General features: G+C 66.2%; 13 protein-coding genes. 7 read left to right on the top strand and 6 right to left on the bottom strand.

What is annotated here, in order from left to right:
- Nucleotides 1-132: 132 nt before the first annotated feature.
- Nucleotides 133-1296, bottom strand: a complete 1164-nt coding sequence (locus tag LDO54_RS23510) for an MFS transporter (RefSeq protein WP_224013076.1) — start codon at nucleotides 1294-1296, stop codon at nucleotides 133-135.
- Nucleotides 1297-1405: 109 nt separating this feature from the next.
- The gene (locus tag LDO54_RS23515; RefSeq protein ID WP_224013077.1) at nucleotides 1406-2590 is read right to left on the bottom strand and encodes an MFS transporter; all 1185 of its coding nucleotides are present in this window, start codon (nucleotides 2588-2590) and stop codon (nucleotides 1406-1408) included.
- 364 nt (nucleotides 2591-2954) lie between these two features.
- Here LDO54_RS23515 and LDO54_RS23520 point away from each other — a divergent pair, with 364 nt between their 5' ends.
- The gene (locus LDO54_RS23520) at nucleotides 2955-3215 is read left to right on the top strand and encodes a hypothetical protein (protein WP_224013078.1); all 261 of its coding nucleotides are present in this window, start codon (nucleotides 2955-2957) and stop codon (nucleotides 3213-3215) included.
- 175 nt (nucleotides 3216-3390) lie between these two features.
- Here LDO54_RS23520 and LDO54_RS23525 read toward each other — a convergent pair whose 3' ends face one another.
- Together LDO54_RS23525 and LDO54_RS23530 are read right to left on the bottom strand one after the other, a co-directional pair.
- Complete coding sequence (locus LDO54_RS23525) at nucleotides 3391-5175, bottom strand: winged helix-turn-helix domain-containing protein (RefSeq protein ID WP_224013079.1); 1785 nt, start codon at nucleotides 5173-5175, stop codon at nucleotides 3391-3393.
- Nucleotides 5176-5383: 208 nt separating this feature from the next.
- Nucleotides 5384-6235, bottom strand: a complete 852-nt coding sequence (locus LDO54_RS23530; protein WP_224013080.1) for a crotonase/enoyl-CoA hydratase family protein — start codon at nucleotides 6233-6235, stop codon at nucleotides 5384-5386.
- Nucleotides 6236-6351: 116 nt separating this feature from the next.
- Here LDO54_RS23530 and LDO54_RS23535 point away from each other — a divergent pair, with 116 nt between their 5' ends.
- The gene (locus LDO54_RS23535) at nucleotides 6352-6900 is read left to right on the top strand and encodes a plasmid fertility inhibition factor family protein (RefSeq protein ID WP_405044940.1); all 549 of its coding nucleotides are present in this window, start codon (nucleotides 6352-6354) and stop codon (nucleotides 6898-6900) included.
- Between the two features lie 51 nt (nucleotides 6901-6951).
- Here the strand turns inward: LDO54_RS23535 and LDO54_RS23540 are convergent, their stop codons facing one another.
- On the bottom strand, nucleotides 6952-7986 hold the full coding sequence (locus tag LDO54_RS23540; protein ID WP_224013081.1) for a LysR family transcriptional regulator: 1035 nt from the start codon (nucleotides 7984-7986) through the stop codon (nucleotides 6952-6954).
- Between the two features lie 586 nt (nucleotides 7987-8572).
- On the opposite strand from LDO54_RS23540, the gene aspT (LDO54_RS23545) reads away from it, so the two are divergent.
- The 3 genes from aspT (LDO54_RS23545) to LDO54_RS23555 all read left to right on the top strand — a co-directional run bounded on the left by aspT (LDO54_RS23545) (nucleotide 8573) and on the right by LDO54_RS23555 (nucleotide 13874).
- Nucleotides 8573-10255 carry an aspartate-alanine antiporter gene (gene aspT / locus LDO54_RS23545; RefSeq protein WP_224013082.1) on the top strand — a complete coding sequence of 561 codons (1683 nt, stop codon included), beginning with the start codon at nucleotides 8573-8575 and terminating at the stop codon, nucleotides 10253-10255.
- A gap of 123 nt (nucleotides 10256-10378) precedes the next feature.
- Nucleotides 10379-12064, top strand: a complete 1686-nt coding sequence (aspT, locus tag LDO54_RS23550; RefSeq protein WP_224013083.1) for an aspartate-alanine antiporter — start codon at nucleotides 10379-10381, stop codon at nucleotides 12062-12064.
- 142 nt (nucleotides 12065-12206) lie between these two features.
- Nucleotides 12207-13874: a bifunctional aspartate transaminase/aspartate 4-decarboxylase gene (locus LDO54_RS23555; RefSeq protein ID WP_224013084.1), complete on the top strand. Its 1668-nt coding sequence runs from the start codon at nucleotides 12207-12209 to the stop codon at nucleotides 13872-13874.
- A 128-nt stretch (nucleotides 13875-14002) separates the two neighbouring features.
- Here the strand turns inward: LDO54_RS23555 and LDO54_RS23560 are convergent, their stop codons facing one another.
- Nucleotides 14003-15238 (bottom strand): MFS transporter, encoded by a 1236-nt coding sequence (locus tag LDO54_RS23560; RefSeq protein WP_224013085.1) that lies wholly within the window; start codon nucleotides 15236-15238, stop codon nucleotides 14003-14005.
- Between the two features lie 496 nt (nucleotides 15239-15734).
- Between LDO54_RS23560 and xdhA the strand changes: the two genes are divergently transcribed.
- Both xdhA and xdhB read left to right on the top strand, forming a co-directional pair.
- The gene (xdhA, locus tag LDO54_RS23565) at nucleotides 15735-17288 is read left to right on the top strand and encodes a xanthine dehydrogenase small subunit (RefSeq protein WP_224013086.1); all 1554 of its coding nucleotides are present in this window, start codon (nucleotides 15735-15737) and stop codon (nucleotides 17286-17288) included.
- Nucleotides 17289-17326: 38 nt separating this feature from the next.
- The gene (xdhB, locus tag LDO54_RS23570; protein WP_224013087.1) at nucleotides 17327-19681 is read left to right on the top strand and encodes a xanthine dehydrogenase molybdopterin binding subunit; all 2355 of its coding nucleotides are present in this window, start codon (nucleotides 17327-17329) and stop codon (nucleotides 19679-19681) included.
- Nucleotides 19682-19695 lie beyond the last annotated feature (14 nt).

A 19695-nucleotide genomic window follows, 5' to 3' on the forward strand; every position in this document is an offset into this window, starting at 1 on the left:
GGTGTGAGCGGCTTTCTTTTGCCTACTTTTCTTTGCCGCTGCAAAGAAAAGTAGGTGCCGCCCCGCACAGGGGCAACGCATGCAGACCGACATGAAAACAAGGAAAGGCCAACAAAACAGCAAAAAAACCGATCAAGCAATATGCGAAGCCTTAGCGATCCCACGCACACGCTCCCACCTCAAAGCCCCAAGAAACACAATCGCAGCGCCAAACAAAACCCAAAGCATGGCATCGCGCCCAGCATGCTCCATCAAAGCCCCAGTAATCATGGGCCCACCAAAACTAGCGACACTCCACGAAGCACTCACCAGCGCGCTAGCAGAAACCAGCGCCCCGCCTTCAAACCGCTCGCCGCAGGCGACAATCGCCAACGTATAAATCGACCCCGCAGCCGCCCCCAAAACAAACAACAAAGGCCACCGCAACCACGGCGTAGCAACAGCAAACGGCAGCAAGGGCAACAACACAACCACAATCAAGCCCATCAACCCATGCACGCGCTCGCGCCCAAGCCGATCCGCGAGCCACCCAATCGGAAATTGCATCGTCGTATCGCCGAGCAACACGACAGAAGCAAACAGCAAGGCCAACTCACTCCCGATCCCATGCCCCATCGCGAATAACGGCAGCAACGAAAGCGCCAGCGTATCGAACAACGCAAAAAAACCGGTCGCGATAATCAGCGCAGGCATCTTCGGCAACACATGCCGCCAACTGCCGTGCGGCTCGTGCAGATCCGTCGTATGCGGACTCGACCGAATGGCAAACAGCATCGGCAACGCGATCAAAAAAATCGCCCCGCAGATCGCAAATCGCCACGCCGCATAGCCCGCGATCTGGCTGACCAGCACGGGCCCCGACATCTGAAACAGGGTGAAAGTCGTCGCGTAGATGGCGACCACGCGTCCGCGATTGGAATCGTCCGCGAGTTCGTTGACCCACGCCTCGCCGATCGTGAACAGCAGCATGAGCGCCGCGCCGCACACCATCCGCAGCAGCGCCCATATCCACAGATCCGCGCAGGTCTGCATCAGCGCAGTGGCCGCCGCCACGGCTACGACCGAGCCGACGATCACCTGCCGCGAGCCGACGCGCGACGCGATCCACGCCGTGAGCGGCACGACGATCAGCCCGCCGAGCGCCTGCGCGGCGGTCAGCAGGCCGACGATGGCGGTGCCGTAGCCGGCGTCGGTGAGTGCGAGGGCGGTGAGCGGAAGGGTCGCGCCGGAGCCCAGGCCGACTACGGCCACGCTCAGGATCAGCGCGAGGAAATCGCGGGTCAGGACGGTTTTCATCGGGCGCCATCCTACCCTGGGCGCGCGAAAAAAGCGGCTGGGCGTGCCTTGCCGAACGTCATCGATTCATCGAGTCAGCGCATCGGGGCGAGGAGGCGAGGGACCTCGCTCAAACCACCGACGTCGGCCCCGAAACCGCCACGCGGCGCCGCGCGCGCCGGTCGAGCTGCGCCGAGACGAAGGTGAGCCCGAGCGCCGCGAGGGCCATCGCGAGCCCGACCCACGGCAGCGACGTCAGCGGCGCGCCCGCGCTGATCGCTACGCCGCCGATCCACGCGCCGCTCGCATTGCCGAGATTGAACGCGCCCTGGTTCAGCGTGGAAGCGAGGTTCGGCGCATGGCTCGCGCGGTTGACGATAAGGATCTGCAGCGGCGGCACGATCGCAAACGCCAGCACGCCCCACACGAAAATGGTCGCCATCGCGGCGATTTGATCGTGCATCGTGAACGCGAACACGGCGAGCAGCACGCCGATCATCGCGAGCAGGCTCAGCAGCGAGCGCATCAGCTTCCAGTCGGCGAGCTTGCCGCCGAGCGTGCTGCCCACCGTCAGCCCGAGGCCGAACAGCAGCAGCACGAAGGTCACTTCGTGCGGCGAGAATCCGCTCACGTCTTCGAGAATCGGCGTGATGTAGGTGAACACCGAGAACAGGCTCGCCGACGCCAGCACGCTCATGCCCAGCACCATCAGCACCTGCGGATTCTTGAGCACGCTGAATTCGTGCACGAGGCTCGCCTTCTGCATCTCGATGTGCTTCGGCAGGCACACCTGTAGCGCGAGCGCCGCGAACAGGCCGATCACCGTCACGGCCCAGAACGTCGTGCGCCAGCCCGCGAGTTGGCCGAGCGCGGTGCCGAGCGGCACGCCCAGCACGTTCGCGAGCGTGAGGCCCGTGAACATCAGCGCGATCGCCTGGGCGCGCCGGTTGGGCGCGACGAGGCCCGCCGCGACCACCGAGCCGATGCCGAAAAACGCGCCGTGGCAGAACGCGGTGACGATGCGCGCGGCCATCAGGATCGAATAGGTCGGTGCGAGTGCGCACAGCAGATTGCCGACGATGAAGATGCCGATCAGCCGCATCAGCGCCGCCTTGCGCGGCACGTTGGCAATCGCGATCGCGACGATGGGCGCGCCGATCGTCACGCCCAGCGCGTAGGCCGAGACCAGCATGCCGGCGGCCGGAATCGACACCGCGAGATCGCGCGCGACGTCGGGCAGCAGCCCCATGATGACGAATTCGGTGGTACCGATACCAAACGCGGCGACGGCAAGGGCGAGCAGGGGCAAGGGCATGGACGTGTGAACGGCGTGGTCGTTTCGGTTCGCGAGGCCCTGGGCGCGGCTCGCGTGCTTGTTTTCGTGCGGGTGTCGTGCTGACTTTGGCCTACTGATTAAGCCAATGCCGAATTGTACTGAAATGCGCCTCGCTGCATCCGGCACGCTTTTCTTGCGTTCTTCTTACGCAACACCGTCCGCGCGGGTGATGTCTTGACGATTTCTTCAGGTTACGTCGATGGTGCGTCACACGCGCGGGCCGCACCATCGTCTAACGATCCCATCCGCGCTAGCCGGCACGCCAGTTTTCGCGCGGATTGCCTCGTCCGCGACGCGCATCGCGGGCCGTATGGGGATGCGCGACACTTCCTGGAGCGATGACATGAACACCTTGAACACCGTACGCATCGCGGTGGCCTGCTCGGCCGCCTTGTTCGCAGGACTCGCATGGGCCGATTCGTCGACCGATACGGCGTCGACCTCGCCGTCGGCATCGCAGGACGTGGGCGGCATGCCCATGAGCAGCAGCGCTTCGGGCGGACCCGCAACGCTCACGCACGCACAGGTCTATCAGGATCTGGTGCGCTCCGAGCAGACCGGCGAACGCGCGCGTCTGAACAACGATATTTATCACGGCAACTGAGCGCCAGCCCGCAGGCGCGTTAGCAAACGCAAAGGCACACTCAAGGGCAAACTCGAACACGAACACACAAGAATCATCAGGGAGACCGGCAAGATTTCATCGACGCATGACTCGCCAGGACGTCCGCCCGAATCGAACGCGGGCGGCCAATCGGCGGCGGCCCGGCGCACGGCGTTCAGCGCGGCGGGCCGCCGCCGATGTGCTTTTCGATCAGGCGCATGCGTCCGCCCGGACGATAGGGCGCGAACCACGGATTCGAGCGCAGCTCGCATAGCCGCGAACTGCGTTCGGCGAGCGCGGCGTCGAGCCAGTGATACATCGGCTCGGGCTGCGCGAGCCGCGCGTAGAGTTCGGCGATCAGCAGCGGCGAGGTGTACTGGCAGCGCCGCCGCTCCAGCAGATCGTCGAGATACCAGTGCAGCACCGCGTCGTAGCCGCCCGCGTCCCATTGCGCGCGGATCGCCGCCGCGCGCGCGTGCTGATCGCAGCGCACCAGCGCTTCCTCGGTCGCGTCCACGGCCTGCGCGTAGAGCTTCTTCACTTCGAACGCCGTCGCCAGCACCTGGTAGACCAGCGGCGCGTGCTCGCGATGTCCCGGCGACAGATACTCGCTCGCCACTTCCGCATGCTTGCCCGCGAGCACCATGCCGAACGCGCGCGAGCCCTGAAACGCCAGCGGATCGATCTTCTCGGCGCGTTCGAGCGCCGCGTCGCCTTCCGCGCGCCGGCCCGCCGCGAGTAGCAGACGCGCATAGAGCCGGTGCGCCTCCGGGTAGCTCGGATTGCGCTTGAGCGCTTCCTTGCAGCCAGCCTCGGCGCGCGTCCAGTCCCACTCGAAAAAGTAGCGCACGGCCGCGAGCGCCTGATGCGCCTCGGGCAGATCGGGGTCGAGTTCGAGCGCGCTGTGCGCGAGCGCGCGCGCGAGCGGCCAGCCGTCGTCGGGGGCGTAGAGGCCGTGCACGACCGTCGATCCGTAATAGTTCGAGAGCCCTGCGTAGCCGAGCGCGTAGTTCGGATCGTGTTCGACGGCCGCTTCGAAATAGGCGCGGCTGCGCGAGAAGTCCTCGCCGTCGATGTTGTGATGCGCGCAGAACGCGGCGTCGAAATGCACGCGCCTGTACCAGAAGTAGCGGCCGCGCACGTAGGCGTCGTGCGCCGCCGGATCGACGGGCAGGCGGCGCGCGAGCAGCGAGCGCTGCTGGTCGGAGAGCGTGGAGGCGAGATCGTCGGCGAGCGCGGCGGCCACTTCCTTGGGCAGATCGAGCGCGCGCGGCGAAACCGGCTCGTGCGCGCGGCTCCAGATCTGCACTTCGTCGGCGCAACGGATCAGGCGCGCGAGGATGCGCGCGCGCTGCGCCTCGCGCGTGAGCGAGCCTTCGAGCACGTAATCGAGCTTCAATTCGCGCGCGATCTCGCCGATGCTCTTGGCCGTGTCGCGATAACGCGCCGCCGTCGTGCGCGCGATCAGGCGCAGCCGGTCGGCGCCCAGCGCGCCGAGCGTGGCGGAGATCTCGTCGGCGAGCGCGCTGCACAGACAGGCCTCGCGGCCGTCGCCGGTGAGGTTGGCAAACGGCAGCACCAGCACGCGCACAGCCGCGCGCGCGGCGGGCTCGCCGGACTCGCTGGGCGGCACGCCCGCGAAGCGCGCGCCGTCGAGCCGGTAGCCCTTGCCCTTCACGGTCACGAGATGGCGCGGCTTGAGCGGATCGTCGGCGAGCGCGATGCGGATCTTGCGGATCGCCGTGTTGATGCCGTTCTCGGTGTCGCGATAGGGATTGCCTTGCCACAGACGCTCGACGATATCGGCGCGCGAGATCAGCTCGCCGTGACGCGACGCGAGCAGGATCAGCAGGTCCATCGGCAGACGTTCGAGCCGCACGGCCTCGCCGTCGCGTCGAAGCTGATATCGCTCGACGTCGAGTTCGAAATCCGCGAACCGGATGACGCGATCCGACGACATGGGATCACTCCCTGATGCGCGTTCGGGGTTGTTGTTCGCGTCGGCGTCTCGTCTGAGGATTGCCCGCGGGGCAGCGGGCTGATGCAGTGGGGCGGGCGGCGCGGGCGGTGCATCGTGGCCACTGACAGATTCAATTTAGCGCCTTGAACCAGGGCCTTCAAGAATCCTGTGAAGCGTAGTTCAGCGCGCGACGATGCGCGCCGCGCGCTCAGAGCGGTTCGCCGTGCCGTCCCGCGCCCGCCGCGAAACGCGCGGCCATCGGCAGTCCTTCGTCGAGCGCCGCGCGATAGCCGCCCGCGCCTTCGCGGCGCAGCGCTTCGGCGAGATCGTCGAGCACGCTGTTTTCGTAGGCCGAGCGCCGGTCCGCGAGCAGCGCGCCTTGCGGAAACGCGGCGAGCGTGGCCGCGAGCGCTTCGGCTTCGGCGCGCGCGCGGCCTGTGGCGACGACGCGATTCGCGAGACCGAAGTCGAGCGCCTCGCGCGCATCGACGGCGCGGCCCGTGAGGATCAGATCGAGCGCGCGCGACAGGCCGATCAGGCGCGGCAGACGCACCGTGCCGCCGTCGATCAGCGGCACGCCCACGCGGCGGCAGAACACGCCGAGCACGGCGTCCTCTTCGACGATGCGCAGATCGCAGAGCAGCGCGAGTTCGAGCCCGCCCGCGACCGCGTGGCCCGTCACGGCGGCGATGAACGGCTTGGCGAGCGCCATGCGCGTGGGCCCGAGCGGACCGGGACCGCCGCCGTCCTCGCGCAACGCGTTGCGGCGCGTGTCGTCGTTGAGCGCGCCGAGGTCGGCGCCCGCGCAGAAGGTGCCGCCCGCGCCGAACAGCACGCCCGCGCGCCAGCGCGGATGCGACTCGACGCGCGCGAACGCGGCGGCGAGCGCATCGGCGGTCGGCCGGTCGATGGCGTTGCGCTGTGCGGGTCGATCGAGCACGATCGTCGCGACCTGAGCGTGCGCTTCGATGCGCACGGCGTCGCCAAACGTCTCTGTTATGACGGCGCCTGGCGTGTCTTCGCGAAGGCCTTCGTCATCGCGCTTGTCACCGTTGCTCATCGGTTTTTCCTCGCGCGCACGCGGCGTGCGCATCCATGCTGCATAGGTCACGAAACCGTCACGATACCCTCGTAGCGTAGGCCGCTTTTCCTCCCCGCGAGAGGCGCCTCACCCGCATGTCCCCGATGTCCCTGCCTACGCCCGACGGGCATTCTCCGAATCCGCCGGCACCGCTGCAATCCGCGTGCGGACAGCACTGGATCGTGTCCTTGCCCGATCATCAGGCTTACGACCACGTGCGCTTCAAGCGCGTCTTCACGACCGATGGCACGCGCCACGAAGTGGTGATCGTCGATCTGCACAAGCTGCTGCTCTGCGCCGACCGCGACGACACCGACTACGTGCTCAAGCCCGTCGACGACTGGCATGTCGGCAAGGTGCGCGGCATCCGCGAATTTCTCGATCCTGAAAACGAACGCGTGCCGCAGATGCCTTACGTGACGATCTCGAAGCGTCGCGCGGGGGGCGTTGCAGGCTGGCTCGGGCTCGCGCACGTGGGCGTGGTGGCGTTCCGCAACGGCCAGCATCGCGCGCGCTATCTGGCGTGGGCGGGCGCGCAGTGGATGCCCGTCGAGGTGCACGAGCGCGAGGTCGCGCTGCTGCGCGAGCTGTGCGGGGCCGCCGGTCTCGAAGGCGAGCCGGCGGAATACGGCGCGCCGGGCTGAGCGCTATCAGTGCGTGCGTCGATGTATCGATGCATCGACGCGCCGGTGAAATCAGCGCTCGTTCCTCGCCTGCAACACGGCGCTGGTGCCGGGCGCGCCGCTCATCGGCCGCCACGCCGATCCGCCTGACGCCGCTGCGTTCGGCATGTTCGGCAGGTTCGCAGCGGCCATGCCGCCGTGCGCGTGCTCGAAATGCTCGACCGCGTGATCGACGAAGCGCCGTGTCTTGGCGGACAAATACTGGCGGCTCGGATAGACGATCGACATGCGCGCCTCGGGCGCGTCGATCTCGTAGTCGGGCAAGAGACGCTTGAGCGTGCCCGCCGAGAAATCGTCGGCGACCAGCGGCGCGGGCACGATCGCCACGCCCATCCCCGCGAGCGCGGCGAGCCGCACCATCAGCATGTTGTTGACCGCGTAGGCCGGTTGCAGCGTGACCGGCTGCGCGTGCTCGCCGGCCTTCGCGAAGCGCCACGTCGCGCTGCGCTCCTCGGGCGGCAGCGTGACGGCCGCGTGCTCCGCGAGCGCGTCGGGCGTATTCGGCTCGCCGTGCTCCGCGAGCCACGCGGGCGAGGCGCAGGGCACGAACGAAGTGGTGCCGAGCGAGCGTTCGACCAGATCGCCGTTGGCTTCGGCGCGTTCCGGCGACGCCGCCACGATGCCCACGTCGAAACCGTCCTCGGCCAGATCGACGGGCCGCTCGGCGAGCGTGAGGCGCACGTGCACGCGCGGATAACGCCGCCGGTAACCGTCGATCAGCGGCGTGAGCGTGGCGAGCGAGAGCGCGCCCGCGGCCACCACGCGCAGCGTGCCGCTCGGCTCGCGTTCGGTGTGCGCGAGCGTGTGTTCGAGATGATCGAGTTCTTCCAGCACGCTGCGGCAGCCGTCGAGGTAACGCTGACCTGCTTCGGTAAGCGAAAGATTACGCGTGGTGCGGTTGATGAGCCGCGTGTGCAGATGCGCTTCGAGCATCGCGACCGAACGCGTGACGAGCGCGTTCGACACGTCGAGTTGCTGCGCGGCGCGGCGAAAGCTCTGTGATTCCGCAACCCTGACGAAGACGCGCATGGCGTGTATCTGGTTCATGGAAATTCGCCTCGCATGCTGAATGCATTTACCGGTTAAGGGGCGCGGCCCTCGAACGGAGCGGCCGGATGGGATTGAAATGCGCTTGCGGGTACTGCGGGACTGCGATGTTGAATGAAAATCATATTGACAGTCCTTCGAAATTACAATATCTATCGTAAAAAGCGGCATCGTTTCATCGTTGTAAAAGATTCAATATCGATGCTGGCATGGGTATTGAATGAGGCGGGAAAAAGAGGCGTGCTGCGTCAGCCGTTTGAGCATTTGAATTACACTCAGGCGGCACTCATCCAGCGGATAGCGGTTTTCCGGGTCTTGTACAAGCTTGCGAGGAATCGATGTCTGTCATGTCTACGGGGATTTCCCGGCGAAAAACGTTTGTTGTCAATGTATTGCGGACAATGATGTTATGCCGGTTTACGGCCTTTACATAAATAGCGAATAAAAGCGGTTTTCCGGTTTTATTGCGTATCGAGCAAATATCCGATACGGCCGGAAATAAAGGCGCACAGGCAAATGTGTACATGCCGTGTGCATGTTTTTTATGCGCTTTTGAGCAAAAAGAACGTAAATCGGCAGACCAGACATGATCGTCGAATTGCTGAAGTCGCAACCCGAGATTGCGCTGTTTATCAGCCTTGCGCTCGGTTATCTGATTGGCTCGGTCCGGTTTGGGCCGATATCGCTCGGCGGCGTGTGCGGCACGCTGATTGTCGCGCTCGTGCTCGGCCAGACCGGCGCGCGCATCGCGCCCGACCTCAAGAACATCGCGTTCGCGCTGTTCATCTTCGCGCTCGGCTTCACGGGCGGTCCGCAGTTCTTCGCGAACATCGGCAAGGGCTGGCGTTACGGGCTGCTGTCGATTGTCGAAATCGTCTCGGTGATGTCGCTCATCATGATTGCAGTCGTCCTGATGAAGCTCGACGCGGGCACCGCCGCGGGTCTGCTGGCGGGCGCGGCGACCGAGTCGGCGGTGATCGGCACGGCTTCCGAGGCGATCGCGCGGCTCGGCCTCAGCGCGGACCAGGTCAGCACGCTGCAGGCGCACGTGGTGACCGCCTATAGCGTGAGCTACCTGTTCGGCCTGATCACCATCGTGCTGTTCACGAGCCAGGTCGCGCCGCTGATCCTGCGCGTGAATCTGCGCGAGGAGGCCGCGCGGCTCTTTCGCAAGCTCGGCGGCGACGGCGTGCTCGACGAAGGCCAGCGTCTCGCGCTGCCGCCGCTGGTGGGCCGCGCGTTCATGGCCGGTCCGGCCGCCGGTCTTCAGGTCGCGCAGTTCGAGGCGCGCTACGGCAACAACATCACGGTCGAGCGCGTGCTGCGCGAGCAGCGCGAGATCGAGGCGGACGGCCAGCTCGTGCTGCAGACCGGCGACGTGATCTTCATCGCGGGTCGCCGCGAAAGCATGGTCGATGCGTCCGTCCACCTCGGCCACGAAGTCTCGGGCGAGGGCTTCACGAAGCTGCTCGCGCAGCGCGTGGACGTGATGCTCACGCGCCGCGACGCCGACGGCCTCACGCTCGCGCAGATGCGCGAACGCGTCTCGCCGGAAGCGGGGCGCGGCATCTACGTGGGCGCGATCACGCGGCTGGACACCACGGTGCCCGCGCTGCCCGGCACGGTGGTGCGGCGCGGCGACGTGCTCACGCTGCTCGGCGCGCCCAGCGACGTCAAACGCGGCGCGCAGCGCCTCGGCTACGTGATCCAGCAGACCACCAAGACCGACTTCGTCTATCTCGGGCTCGGCGTGCTCGTGGGCATGCTGATCGGCCGCTTCGGGCTGAAGGTGGGCGGCGTCTCGCTGGTGCTCGGCACGGGCGGCGGCTGTCTGCTCTCGGGTCTGCTGTTCGGCTGGGCGCGCTCGCATTTTCCCGTGGTCGGTTCGCTCCCCTCGGCGGCGGCGCAGGTGCTCAAGGACTTCGGCCTCGCGACCTTTATCGCCGCCGTGGGTTTGTCCGCCGGACCGGACGCCATCAAGCTCGTGCGCGAGTACGGTCTCGCGCTGCCGCTCGCCGGCATCCTGATGGTGCTGATTCCGGGCCTCCTCTCACTCTGGATCGGGCGCATGTTTCTCAAGCTCGATGCGCCGATGCTGCTCGGCGCGATTGCAGGGCAGCAGTGCAGCACGCCGGCGATCAGTGCGCTCGTGGGCGTCACCGGCAATTCCACTCCCGTGATCGGCTACACGATCACCTATGCGTTGTCGAACATCCTGTTGCCGCTGATGGGGCCCGTGGTGGTCGGGCTCGCGGCGAAATTCGGCTGACCCGCGCGGCGTTTCGCCGAAGGGACCGCGGCGCGGTTTCAGCCGCGGCTTCGTCGGCGGCGCGTTACGTCGGGTCGTACCGTACCGGCTTCAGGCTGTCACTTCTATCCAAGCGAGGGCACGATGGAATGGCTACATGACATCTTTCACAAATCTCCTGAAATCGCCTTGTTTCTCTCGCTGGCCGTCGGTTACTGGATCGGCCAGATCAATTTCGGCAAGTTCCAGTTAGGCGGCGTGGGCGGGTCGCTGCTGGCGGCCGTGGTCATCAGCCAGGCGGGCGTGACCATCGACAACGGCGTGAAGTCGGTGATGTTCGCGGTGTTCATCTACGCCGTGGGCTACGACTCCGGGCCGGGCTTCTTCAACTCGCTCAACCGCAAGACGCTGCGCGAGATCGCCATGGCCGTGTTCATGGCCGTCGCGGGCCTCGTCACGGTGGTGATCTGCGCGAAGCTCTTTCACCTCAACAAGGGTCTCGCGGCCGGTCTCGCGGCGGGCGGCATGACGCAGTCGGCGATCATCGGCACGGCCGGCGACGCCATCGCGCGTCTGGGTCTGCCCGCCGATCAGGTCAAGGCGATGCAGGCCGACGTGGCGATCGGCTATGCCGTGACCTACGTGTTCGGTTCGCTCGGCGCGATCATCGTCTGCGTGAACATCCTGCCGAAGTTCATGGGCCGCAGCCTCAAGGACGCGTCGATGGACGCCGAGCGCGAAATGGCCGGCGGCTCGACGGCGAGCGGGCCGGGCCAGATCACGGCGCTGCCCGAACTGTTCGGCCGCGTGTTCCGCGTGGAAGCGGGCGCGGGCCAGACGGTCAGGCAGCTCGAAGCGGCGGAGAAGGATTTCGTCGCGATCGAGAAGATCCGGCGCGCGGGCAAGGTGCTCGATTCGACGCCCGACTTCGTGCTGAGCCGCGACGACATCGTGCTGGTGGTCGGGCGCCGCGAGCAGATGGTCGAAGTGGGCGCGCTGATCGGGCCGGAAGTGCCGGACTCGGGCGGCATGAGCCTCGTGATGCAGACGCGCCAGCTCGTCTTCACGAAGAAGGGCATGAATCACACGACGATCGCCGACGTGCGCAAGAACGTCGATCGCGACATGCGCCACGGCGTCTATATCGAGAAGATCGAACGCGCGGGCCAGCCGCTGCCGGTGCTGCCGCAGACAAAGCTCGAACACGGCGACGTCATCACGATCTACGGCACGGCCACGGACACGAAGCGTGCGGTGAAGGAAGCCGGTTATGAGCTCGCGTACAGCAACAAGACCGACTTCATCTATATGGGCGTCGGCCTCGTGCTCGGTCTGCTGATCGGCCTGATCGTCGTGAACGTGGCGGGCATTCCGCTCACGCTCGGCTCGGGCGGCGGCTGCCTGCTCGCGGGTCTGCTGTTCGGCTGGATGCGCGGCAAGCATCCGATGTACGGCGTGATGCCGCCCGCGGCGTCGCAACTGCTCAAGGACTTCGGGCTCGCGGCGTTCGTCGCCGTGGTCGGCCTGAATTCCGGCTTGCAGGCCGTGGTGACGGTCAAGCAGAGCGGCATCACGATCTTCCTGCTCGGCGTGGTGGTGACCATCGTGCCGCTGATCCTCACCATGCTGTTTGGCCGCTACGTCCTGAAGTACAACAACGCGGCGATTCTCGCGGGCGCGCTGTCCGGCTCGCGCAGTGCGAACCCGGCGTTCGGCGGCATTCTCGACAAGGCCGAGAGCGCGGTGCCGACGGTGCCGTTCGCCATCACCTACGCGATCGCCAACGTGCTGCTCACGCTGCTCGGGCCGCTCGTGGTCGGTCTCGCATGACATGAAGCCAAAACGGGCCGCGCGAGGAGCGCAGGCCCGTCCTTAACGATCTGTCGCAACGCGGGCCGCTTGCGGCGCCCACCGCACACGGTGAGCACAACGAACGAAGCGGCGCGCACCACGTCTTCCAATGGAGAGCACCATGGCAAAAGGTAAAGGCAACGGCAACGAAGCGAAGGAAAAGTCGGCCCTCGACGCGCTGAGCCCGTTCGAGCTCAAGGACGAGCTGATCAAGGCGGCCGGCGGCGGCGCGGCCGAGCGTCCGGCCAACTTCTCGATGCTCAACGCGGGGCGCGGCAATCCGAACTTCCTCGCCACCATTCCGCGCCACGGCTTCTGGCAACTGGGCCTCTTCGCGATGCGCGAATCGGAGCGCTCGTTCGCCTATCTGCCCGAAGGCGTGGGCGGCTTCCCGCAGCGCGCGGGCATCGTCGAGCGCTTCGATCTGTTCGTGCGCGAGAACAAGGGCGAGCCGGGCATCGACTTCCTCTCGGGCGCCGTGTCGTATGTGCGCGATCAGCTCGGCCTCTCGGCCGGCGACTTCCTCTACGAGATGTGCGAAGGCATCCTCGCCTGCAACTATCCCGTGCCGGACCGCATGCTGAAGCTTTCGGAGATCATCGTCGGGCAATATCTGCGCCGCGAGATGATCGGCAAGCATCCGTTCGTCGGCGAGTTCGACGTGTTCGCGGTGGAAGGCGGCACCGCGGCCATGACGTACATCTTCAACACGATGCGCGAGAATTTCCTGATCAAGGCGGGCGACACCATCGCGCTCGGCATGCCGATCTTCACGCCGTACATCGAGATTCCCGAACTCAACGATTACCAGCTCAACGTCGTGCATCTCGATGCCAACGTGGAGAGCAACTGGCAATACTCGAAGAAGGAACTCGACAAGCTGCGCGATCCGAAGGTCAAGGCGTTCTTCCTCGTGAATCCGAGCAATCCGCCTTCGGTGAAGATCGACGACGCGAGCCTCGAATACATCGCCGATATCGTCAAGGAGCGCCCGGACCTCATCATCCTGACCGACGACGTGTACGGCACCTTCGCCGACAACTTCGTCTCGCTGTTCGCGCTCGCGCCGAAGAACACGATTCTCGTGTACTCCTATTCGAAGTATTTCGGCGCGACGGGCTGGCGTCTGGGCGCGATCGCGACGCATCGCGACAACGTGCTCGACGCCACGCTCGCGAAGCTGCCGAAGGACGAGAAGAAGATTCTGCACAAGCGCTACGAGTCGATCACGACCGAGCCGGACAAGCTCAAGTTCATCGACCGTCTGGTGGCCGACAGCCGCACCGTCGCGCTCAATCACACGGCCGGCCTGTCGACGCCGCAGCAGGTGCAGATGGTGTTGTTCTCGCTGTTCTCGCTGATGGACACGCCCGACGCGTACAAGAACGCGCTCAAGCGCCTGATCCGCAACCGCAAGCGCGCGCTGTTCGAGGAGATGGGCATCGCCTACGACGAGAGCGATCCGAACCAGGTCGACTACTACACGATTCTCGACATGGAGTATCTGGGCGAGAAACTGTACGGGCGCGACTTCGTCGATTGGCTGCTCAAGCAGACGCAGCCCAACGAGCTGCTGTTCCGTCTGGCGAGCGAGGCGCGCGTGGTGCTGCTGCCGGGCAAGGGCTTCGGCACGCCGCATCCGTCGGGCCGCGTGTCGCTCGCGAACCTCAACGAGTCCGATTACCGCAAGATCGGCCGCGCGGTGCGCAAGCTGACCGAGGAGTACGTCCACCGCTACAACGAGGCCACGGGCAAGAAGCTCGCGCTCGATACGGTGCAGAAGAAGTAAGTTCTCGGCGCGGATGAAAAAAACCGCCCGCGGCGCGAAGCGCGCTGCGGGCGGTTTTTTGTCTGGGCGCGAAACAGCGGGCGCCTTGTGTGGTTGAGGCTGCGGTTCAGTCGGCGCTCAGTCCGCGCTCAGTCCGCGCGTTGTGCGGCGCTGGCCGTGGCCTTCGCCTCGGCCGCCGCCTTCACGCTCTTGCGATGCAGCGAGACCGACAGCGCCACGGCCGCCGCCGACGCGATCGCCGCGAACAGATACACCGAGCCATAGCCGAACAGATTCGCCACATAGCCCGCGAGCGGGCCGGTGATGCCGAGCGACAGATCGAGGAACACCGAGTACGCCGAGAGCGCCGCGCCGCGGCTGGCCGCCGGCACGAGACCGACCGCTTCGACGCCGAGCGCCGGGAACACCAGCGCGAAGCCGAAGCCCGTGAGCGCCGCGCCCGCGAGCGCGAAATGCGGCGTCGGCGCGAGCCACAGCAGCAAGAGGCCCGCGCATTCGCACGAGAACGAAGCGATGGCGACGCGGAAGCCGCCGAAGGTCTTGATCGTGTTCGCGAACAGCAGGCGCGCGCCGATGAACATCAGGCCGAACAGCGTCAGCGAGAACGCCGCGTTGTCCCAGTGGCGCGCCGCGTAGAACAGCGTGATGAAGGTGGCGATCGAGCCGAAGCCCGCCGAGCCGAGCGCGAGGCCGAGGCCGTGCGGCAGCACGCGCGTGAACACGCTGCGGTACGACATGCGCTCGCCGTGCACGACCGGCACCGGCGCGATCGGGCGCGCGAGCCAGAAGCCGAGCGCGGCCAGCGCGATCACCGACACGCCGAGCGTCCAGTAGCCGACGAAGTGCACCATCTCCACGCCGAGCGGCGCGCCCAGCGCGAGCGCGCCGTAGGTCGCGATGCCGTTCCACGAAATCACCTTGGCGTTGTGCGCCGTGCCCACGCGGCCGATGCCCCAGAGGATCGCGCCCGTGCCGCAGAGGCTTTCGCCGCAGCCGAGCAGCAGGCGGCCCATCACGAGCAGCGTCAGCGAGAGGCCCGGCCAGTGATCGACCAGCGTGCCGAGCAGCAGCAGCACGCCGCTCGCGCCGCAGATCGTCAGGCCGATCGAGACGGTTTTCTTCGGGCCGAGCGTGTCCGCCGAGCGGCCGGCGAGGGCGCGCGAGCAGAGCGTCGCGATGTACTGCACGCTGATCGCCGCGCCCGCCACCACGGTGCTGAAGCCGAGGTCGTTGTGCACGTAGCCCGGCAGCACGGCGAGCGGAATGCCGATCGTCAGGTAGCAGAGGAAGGTGAAAAAGACGACCGGAATGATCTGCAGGGTCGTCGATGCGGCGGAGCGCGGGGGCGCCAAATCAGCGGACATGGGGAAAACGCGGATGGATAACGGCGGGAAAGGCGTGATTGTACGTTGGAACCGGTTCTTATGCAGATGTTGAAAAAGCGTTTCGGTGAGCGGAACAACACGTTTTTCGCGTGTTTCGCCGCTTAAACGTCTTGTCATCTGCGTGCACGGAAATGGGCGAGGTTGCGCGACGTTGGTGCTATTTGGCGTCTGCGGGCACGCGCGCGGCAAGGAGGGAGTTAGAAAGCGGGGCGCGAGCATCAGGATGAGGCATCGGCTGGCACCTGGCGATGTCCGGTTCGCGGGATTCGTAGAGGAAATCGCGCGATCAGGACGCGCCGACATACGCACGGCGTGCGCGGATTCCATCGATTTATCGCCGCAACGATATATCCCCCATGCACCTGCGCCTATGGGATCTCAATATTGGTGGTGATAGCTTTGAAACTGTCCACGGATGCGTGGCGAGCCGGAGACGCTTGCCGCGCACTCTGCATTCAACGACGAGCCAGAAACCATGAATCAGCCGATCCGCTTCTATCACCGCAACGCGATCCGCGAAGTCAGCGACGCGGGCGTGACCCGCACCGTCCTCCAATACCTGCGCGAAGACGCGCGCTGCACCGGCACGAAGGAAGGCTGCGCCGAGGGCGACTGCGGCGCGTGCACGGTCGTCGTGGGCGAGCGCACCGCCGAGGGCGGCGTGAGCTTCAAGGCCGTCAACGCCTGCATCCAGTTCCTGCCGACGCTCGACGGCAAGGCGCTGTTCACGGTCGAGGACCTGCGCCAGCCCGACGGCTCGCTGCATCCGGTCCAGCAGGCGATGGTCGACTGTCACGGCTCGCAGTGCGGCTTCTGTACGCCCGGTTTCGTCATGTCGATGTGGTCGCTCTACGAGAAGCACGGCCACGAACACGCGCCGCAAGGCTGCGCGGGCAAGGCGCAATGCAGCGTGCCGTCGCGCGACGAGATCGCCAATGCGCTCACGGGCAATCTGTGCCGCTGCACCGGCTATCGGCCGATCCTCGACGCGGCGGAGCAGATGTTCAGGCTCGATGCGCCCAAGGCGCCTGTCGACGTGAAGGCGCTCGCGGCCTCGCTCGCGACGATCGAGCGCGGCGAGACCTTCCACTACGAGCACCGCGGCCAGCAGTTCGACGCGCCGCGCACCGTCGAGGCGCTCGCCGCGATCAAGGCCGCGCGCCCGAACACGCGCATTCTCGCGGGCAGCACCGACATCGGCCTGTGGGTCACGAAGCAGATGCGCGATCTCGGCGACATCGTCTACGTGGGCCAGGTCGAGGCGATGCGTGAAATCGACGTCAGCGACGAATGGATTCGCATCGGCGCGGGCGTGACGGTCGAGCGCGGCTATGCCGAACTCGTGAAGCACTATCCCGAACTCGAAGAAATGTGGCTGCGCTTCGCGTCGCTGCCGATCCGCAATGCGGGCACGCTCGGCGGCAACATCGCGAACGGCTCGCCGATCGGCGACTCGATGCCGGGCCTGATCGCGCTGGGCGCGCGCGTGGTGCTGCGCGGCGGCGAGGTCGAGCGCGAGCTGCCGCTCGAAGACCTCTATGTCGCGTACCAGAAGAAGGACATGGCCGAGCACGAGTTCGTGTTGGCGCTCAAGGTGCCGACGCGCAGCGGCGCGCGCGCGAATCTGAAGTTCCGCACCTACAAGATCTCGAAGCGTTTCGATTCCGATATTTCGGCCGTGTGCGCCGCGTTTTCGTATATCGCCGACGGTGAACATGGCGAGACGATCCGCGAGCCGCGTATCGCGTTCGGCGGCATGGCGGCTACGCCAAAGCGCGCGAGCCACGCCGAAGCCGTGCTCGCCGATGCGCAATGGCACGAAGCCACCGCGCAGGCCGCGATGATCGCGCTCGGCAAGGACTACGCGCCGCTCTCGGACATGCGCGCGACGAGCGAGTATCGCCTCGAATCGGCGAAGAACACCTTGTATCGATTCTGGCTCGAAACGCGCCCGCACAATCCGCTCTTGCCGCAGGCGCTGAACGTGCGCGCGGTGGCAGCGGAAAGCGCTGAAAGCAGCGCGGTCTGATCGAACAGGAAACGGAACAAGATACGGAGAACGAAACCATGAACCAGCAAGCTGAACCGTTCCTGGACGAAGTGAAAGCGCGCGAACCCTTCGCGCAGGTGCACGTCTCGCGGCCGCACGAATCGGCGCATCTGCACGTGAGCGGGCGCGCCACCTACACCGACGACATTCCGGTCGTGGCGGGCACGCTGCACGCGGCGCTCGGTCTTTCGCAGAAGGCGCACGCGCGCATCGTCGCGATGAATCTCGCCAAGGTGCGCGCGACGCCGGGTGTCGTGGCCGTGCTGACCGCCGAGGACATTCCGGGCGTGAACGACTGCGGCCCGATCATCCACGACGATCCGGTGCTTGCGGACGGCATCGTGCAATACGTGGGCCAGCCGATGTTCGTCGTCGTGGCGACGTCGCACGATACGGCGCGCCTCGCCGCGCGCCGCGCCGAAATCGAATACGAGGAATTGCCGCCGATCCTCACGGCGCAACAGGCGCGCGCCGCGCAGCAATACGTGTTGCCGCCGATGAAGCTCGCGCGCGGCGACGCCTCCACGCGCGCCGCGCGGGCCGCGCATCGTCACGAAGGCGAGATGCTGCTCGGCGGGCAGGAACAGTTCTATCTGGAAGGCCAGATCGCCTACGCCGTGCCGAAGGACGACGACGGCATGCACGTCTGGTGCTCGACGCAGCACCCGAGCGAAATGCAGCATCTCGTCGCGCACGTGCTGGGCGTGCAGTCGCACAACGTGCTCGTGGAATGCCGGCGCATGGGCGGCGGCTTCGGCGGCAAGGAATCGCAATCGGGTCTGTTCGCGTGCTGCGCGGCGCTCGCGGCGTGGAAGCTGCTGTGCCCCGTGAAGCTGCGCCCCGACCGCGACGACGACATGATGGTGACGGGCAAGCGTCACGACTTCCACTACACCTACGAAGTGGGCTACGACGATCAGGGCACCCTCGAAGGCGTGAGCGTCGACATGACCTCGCGCTGCGGCTTCTCGGCGGACCTCTCCGGCCCGGTGATGACGCGCGCCGTCTGCCACTTCGACAACGCCTACTGGCTGCCCGACGTGTCGATCGCGGGCTTCTGCGGCAAGACCAACACGCAGTCGAACACCGCGTTTCGCGGCTTCGGCGGCCCGCAGGGCGCGTTCGCGATCGAGTACATCATGGACGACGTCGCGCGCTCGCTCGGCCTCGATCCGCTCGACGTGCGCAAGCGCAATCTCTACGGCAAGACGGAGAACAACGAAACGCCGTACGGTCAGACCATCGAAGACAACGTGATTCACGAGTTGATCGACGAGCTGGCGCAAACGAGCGGTTATCGCGCGCGCCGCGCCGCGGTCCGCGAGTTCAATGCGAACAACGAAGTGCTGAAGAAGGGCATCGCGATCACGCCGGTCAAGTTCGGCATCGCGTTCAACGTCACGCACTTCAACCAGGCGGGCGCGCTGGTGCACATCTACACCGACGGCTCGGTGCTCGTGAACCACGGCGGCACCGAAATGGGCCAGGGGCTGAACACCAAGGTCGCGCAGGTCGTGGCGCACGAACTCGGCATCGAGTTCGGCCGCGTGCGCGTGACGGCGACCGATACGAGCAAGGTCGCGAACACCTCGGCCACGGCCGCTTCGACGGGCAGCGACCTGAACGGCAAGGCCGCGCAGGACGCCGCGCGCCAGTTGCGCGAGCGGCTCGCGGTGCTCGCGGCCACCACCTGGGGCAAGGGCGAGGTGAGCGCGGCGGACGTGCGTTTCGCGAACGACTGCGCGATCGTCGGCGACGAAGTGGTGCCGTTCGGCACGCTGGTGCAGAAGGCTTATCTCGCGCGCGTGCAGTTGTGGTCCGATGGTTTTTACGCCACGCCCAAGCTCTACTGGGATCAGGCGGCGCTGCGCGGCCGGCCGTTCTACTACTACTCGTATGGCGCGGCGGTGTCCGAAGTCGTGATCGACACGCTCACGGGCGAAATGCGCGTGCTGCGCGCCGATGCGCTGCACGATGTGGGCGATTCGCTGAATCCGGCGCTCGACGTGGGGCAGGTGGAAGGCGGCTTCATTCAGGGCATGGGCTGGCTCACGACCGAGGAACTCTGGTGGAAGCCGGACGGCAAGCTCATGACGCACGCGCCGTCCACCTACAAGATCCCGACCGTGAACGATACGCCGCCCGAGTTCAGCGTGAAGCTGTTCAAGAACCGCAACGCCGAGGACAGCATTCATCGTTCGAAGGCCGTGGGCGAGCCGCCGTTGCTGCTGCCGTTCTCGGTGTTCTTCGCGATCCGCGACGCGGTGGCGAGCGTGGCCGATTACCGCTTCAATCCGCCGATGAACGCGCCCGCGACCGCCGAGGAAATCCTCAAGGGCGTGCGTGCGGTGCGCGCGATGGCGCAGGCTTGAATCCACGGAATCGA

This window comes from Paraburkholderia tropica (genome assembly GCF_914484835.1).
GTDB classification, from domain to species: Bacteria; Pseudomonadota; Gammaproteobacteria; order Burkholderiales; family Burkholderiaceae; genus Paraburkholderia; species Paraburkholderia tropica_A.

Coding starts and splice junctions, on each gene's coding strand:
- LDO54_RS23510 (WP_224013076.1), bottom strand. CDS start 1,296: ATGAAAACCGTCCTGACCCGCGATTTCCTCGCGCTGATCCTGAGCGTG.
- LDO54_RS23515 (WP_224013077.1), bottom strand. CDS start 2,590: ATGCCCTTGCCCCTGCTCGCCCTTGCCGTCGCCGCGTTTGGTATCGGT.
- LDO54_RS23520 (WP_224013078.1), top strand. CDS start 2,955: ATGAACACCTTGAACACCGTACGCATCGCGGTGGCCTGCTCGGCCGCC.
- LDO54_RS23525 (WP_224013079.1), bottom strand. CDS start 5,175: ATGTCGTCGGATCGCGTCATCCGGTTCGCGGATTTCGAACTCGACGTC.
- LDO54_RS23530 (WP_224013080.1), bottom strand. CDS start 6,235: ATGAGCAACGGTGACAAGCGCGATGACGAAGGCCTTCGCGAAGACACG.
- LDO54_RS23535 (WP_405044940.1), top strand. CDS start 6,352: ATGTCCCCGATGTCCCTGCCTACGCCCGACGGGCATTCTCCGAATCCG.
- LDO54_RS23540 (WP_224013081.1), bottom strand. CDS start 7,986: ATGAACCAGATACACGCCATGCGCGTCTTCGTCAGGGTTGCGGAATCA.
- aspT (WP_224013082.1), top strand. CDS start 8,573: ATGATCGTCGAATTGCTGAAGTCGCAACCCGAGATTGCGCTGTTTATC.
- aspT (WP_224013083.1), top strand. CDS start 10,379: ATGGAATGGCTACATGACATCTTTCACAAATCTCCTGAAATCGCCTTG.
- LDO54_RS23555 (WP_224013084.1), top strand. CDS start 12,207: ATGGCAAAAGGTAAAGGCAACGGCAACGAAGCGAAGGAAAAGTCGGCC.
- LDO54_RS23560 (WP_224013085.1), bottom strand. CDS start 15,238: ATGTCCGCTGATTTGGCGCCCCCGCGCTCCGCCGCATCGACGACCCTG.
- xdhA (WP_224013086.1), top strand. CDS start 15,735: ATGAATCAGCCGATCCGCTTCTATCACCGCAACGCGATCCGCGAAGTC.
- xdhB (WP_224013087.1), top strand. CDS start 17,327: ATGAACCAGCAAGCTGAACCGTTCCTGGACGAAGTGAAAGCGCGCGAA.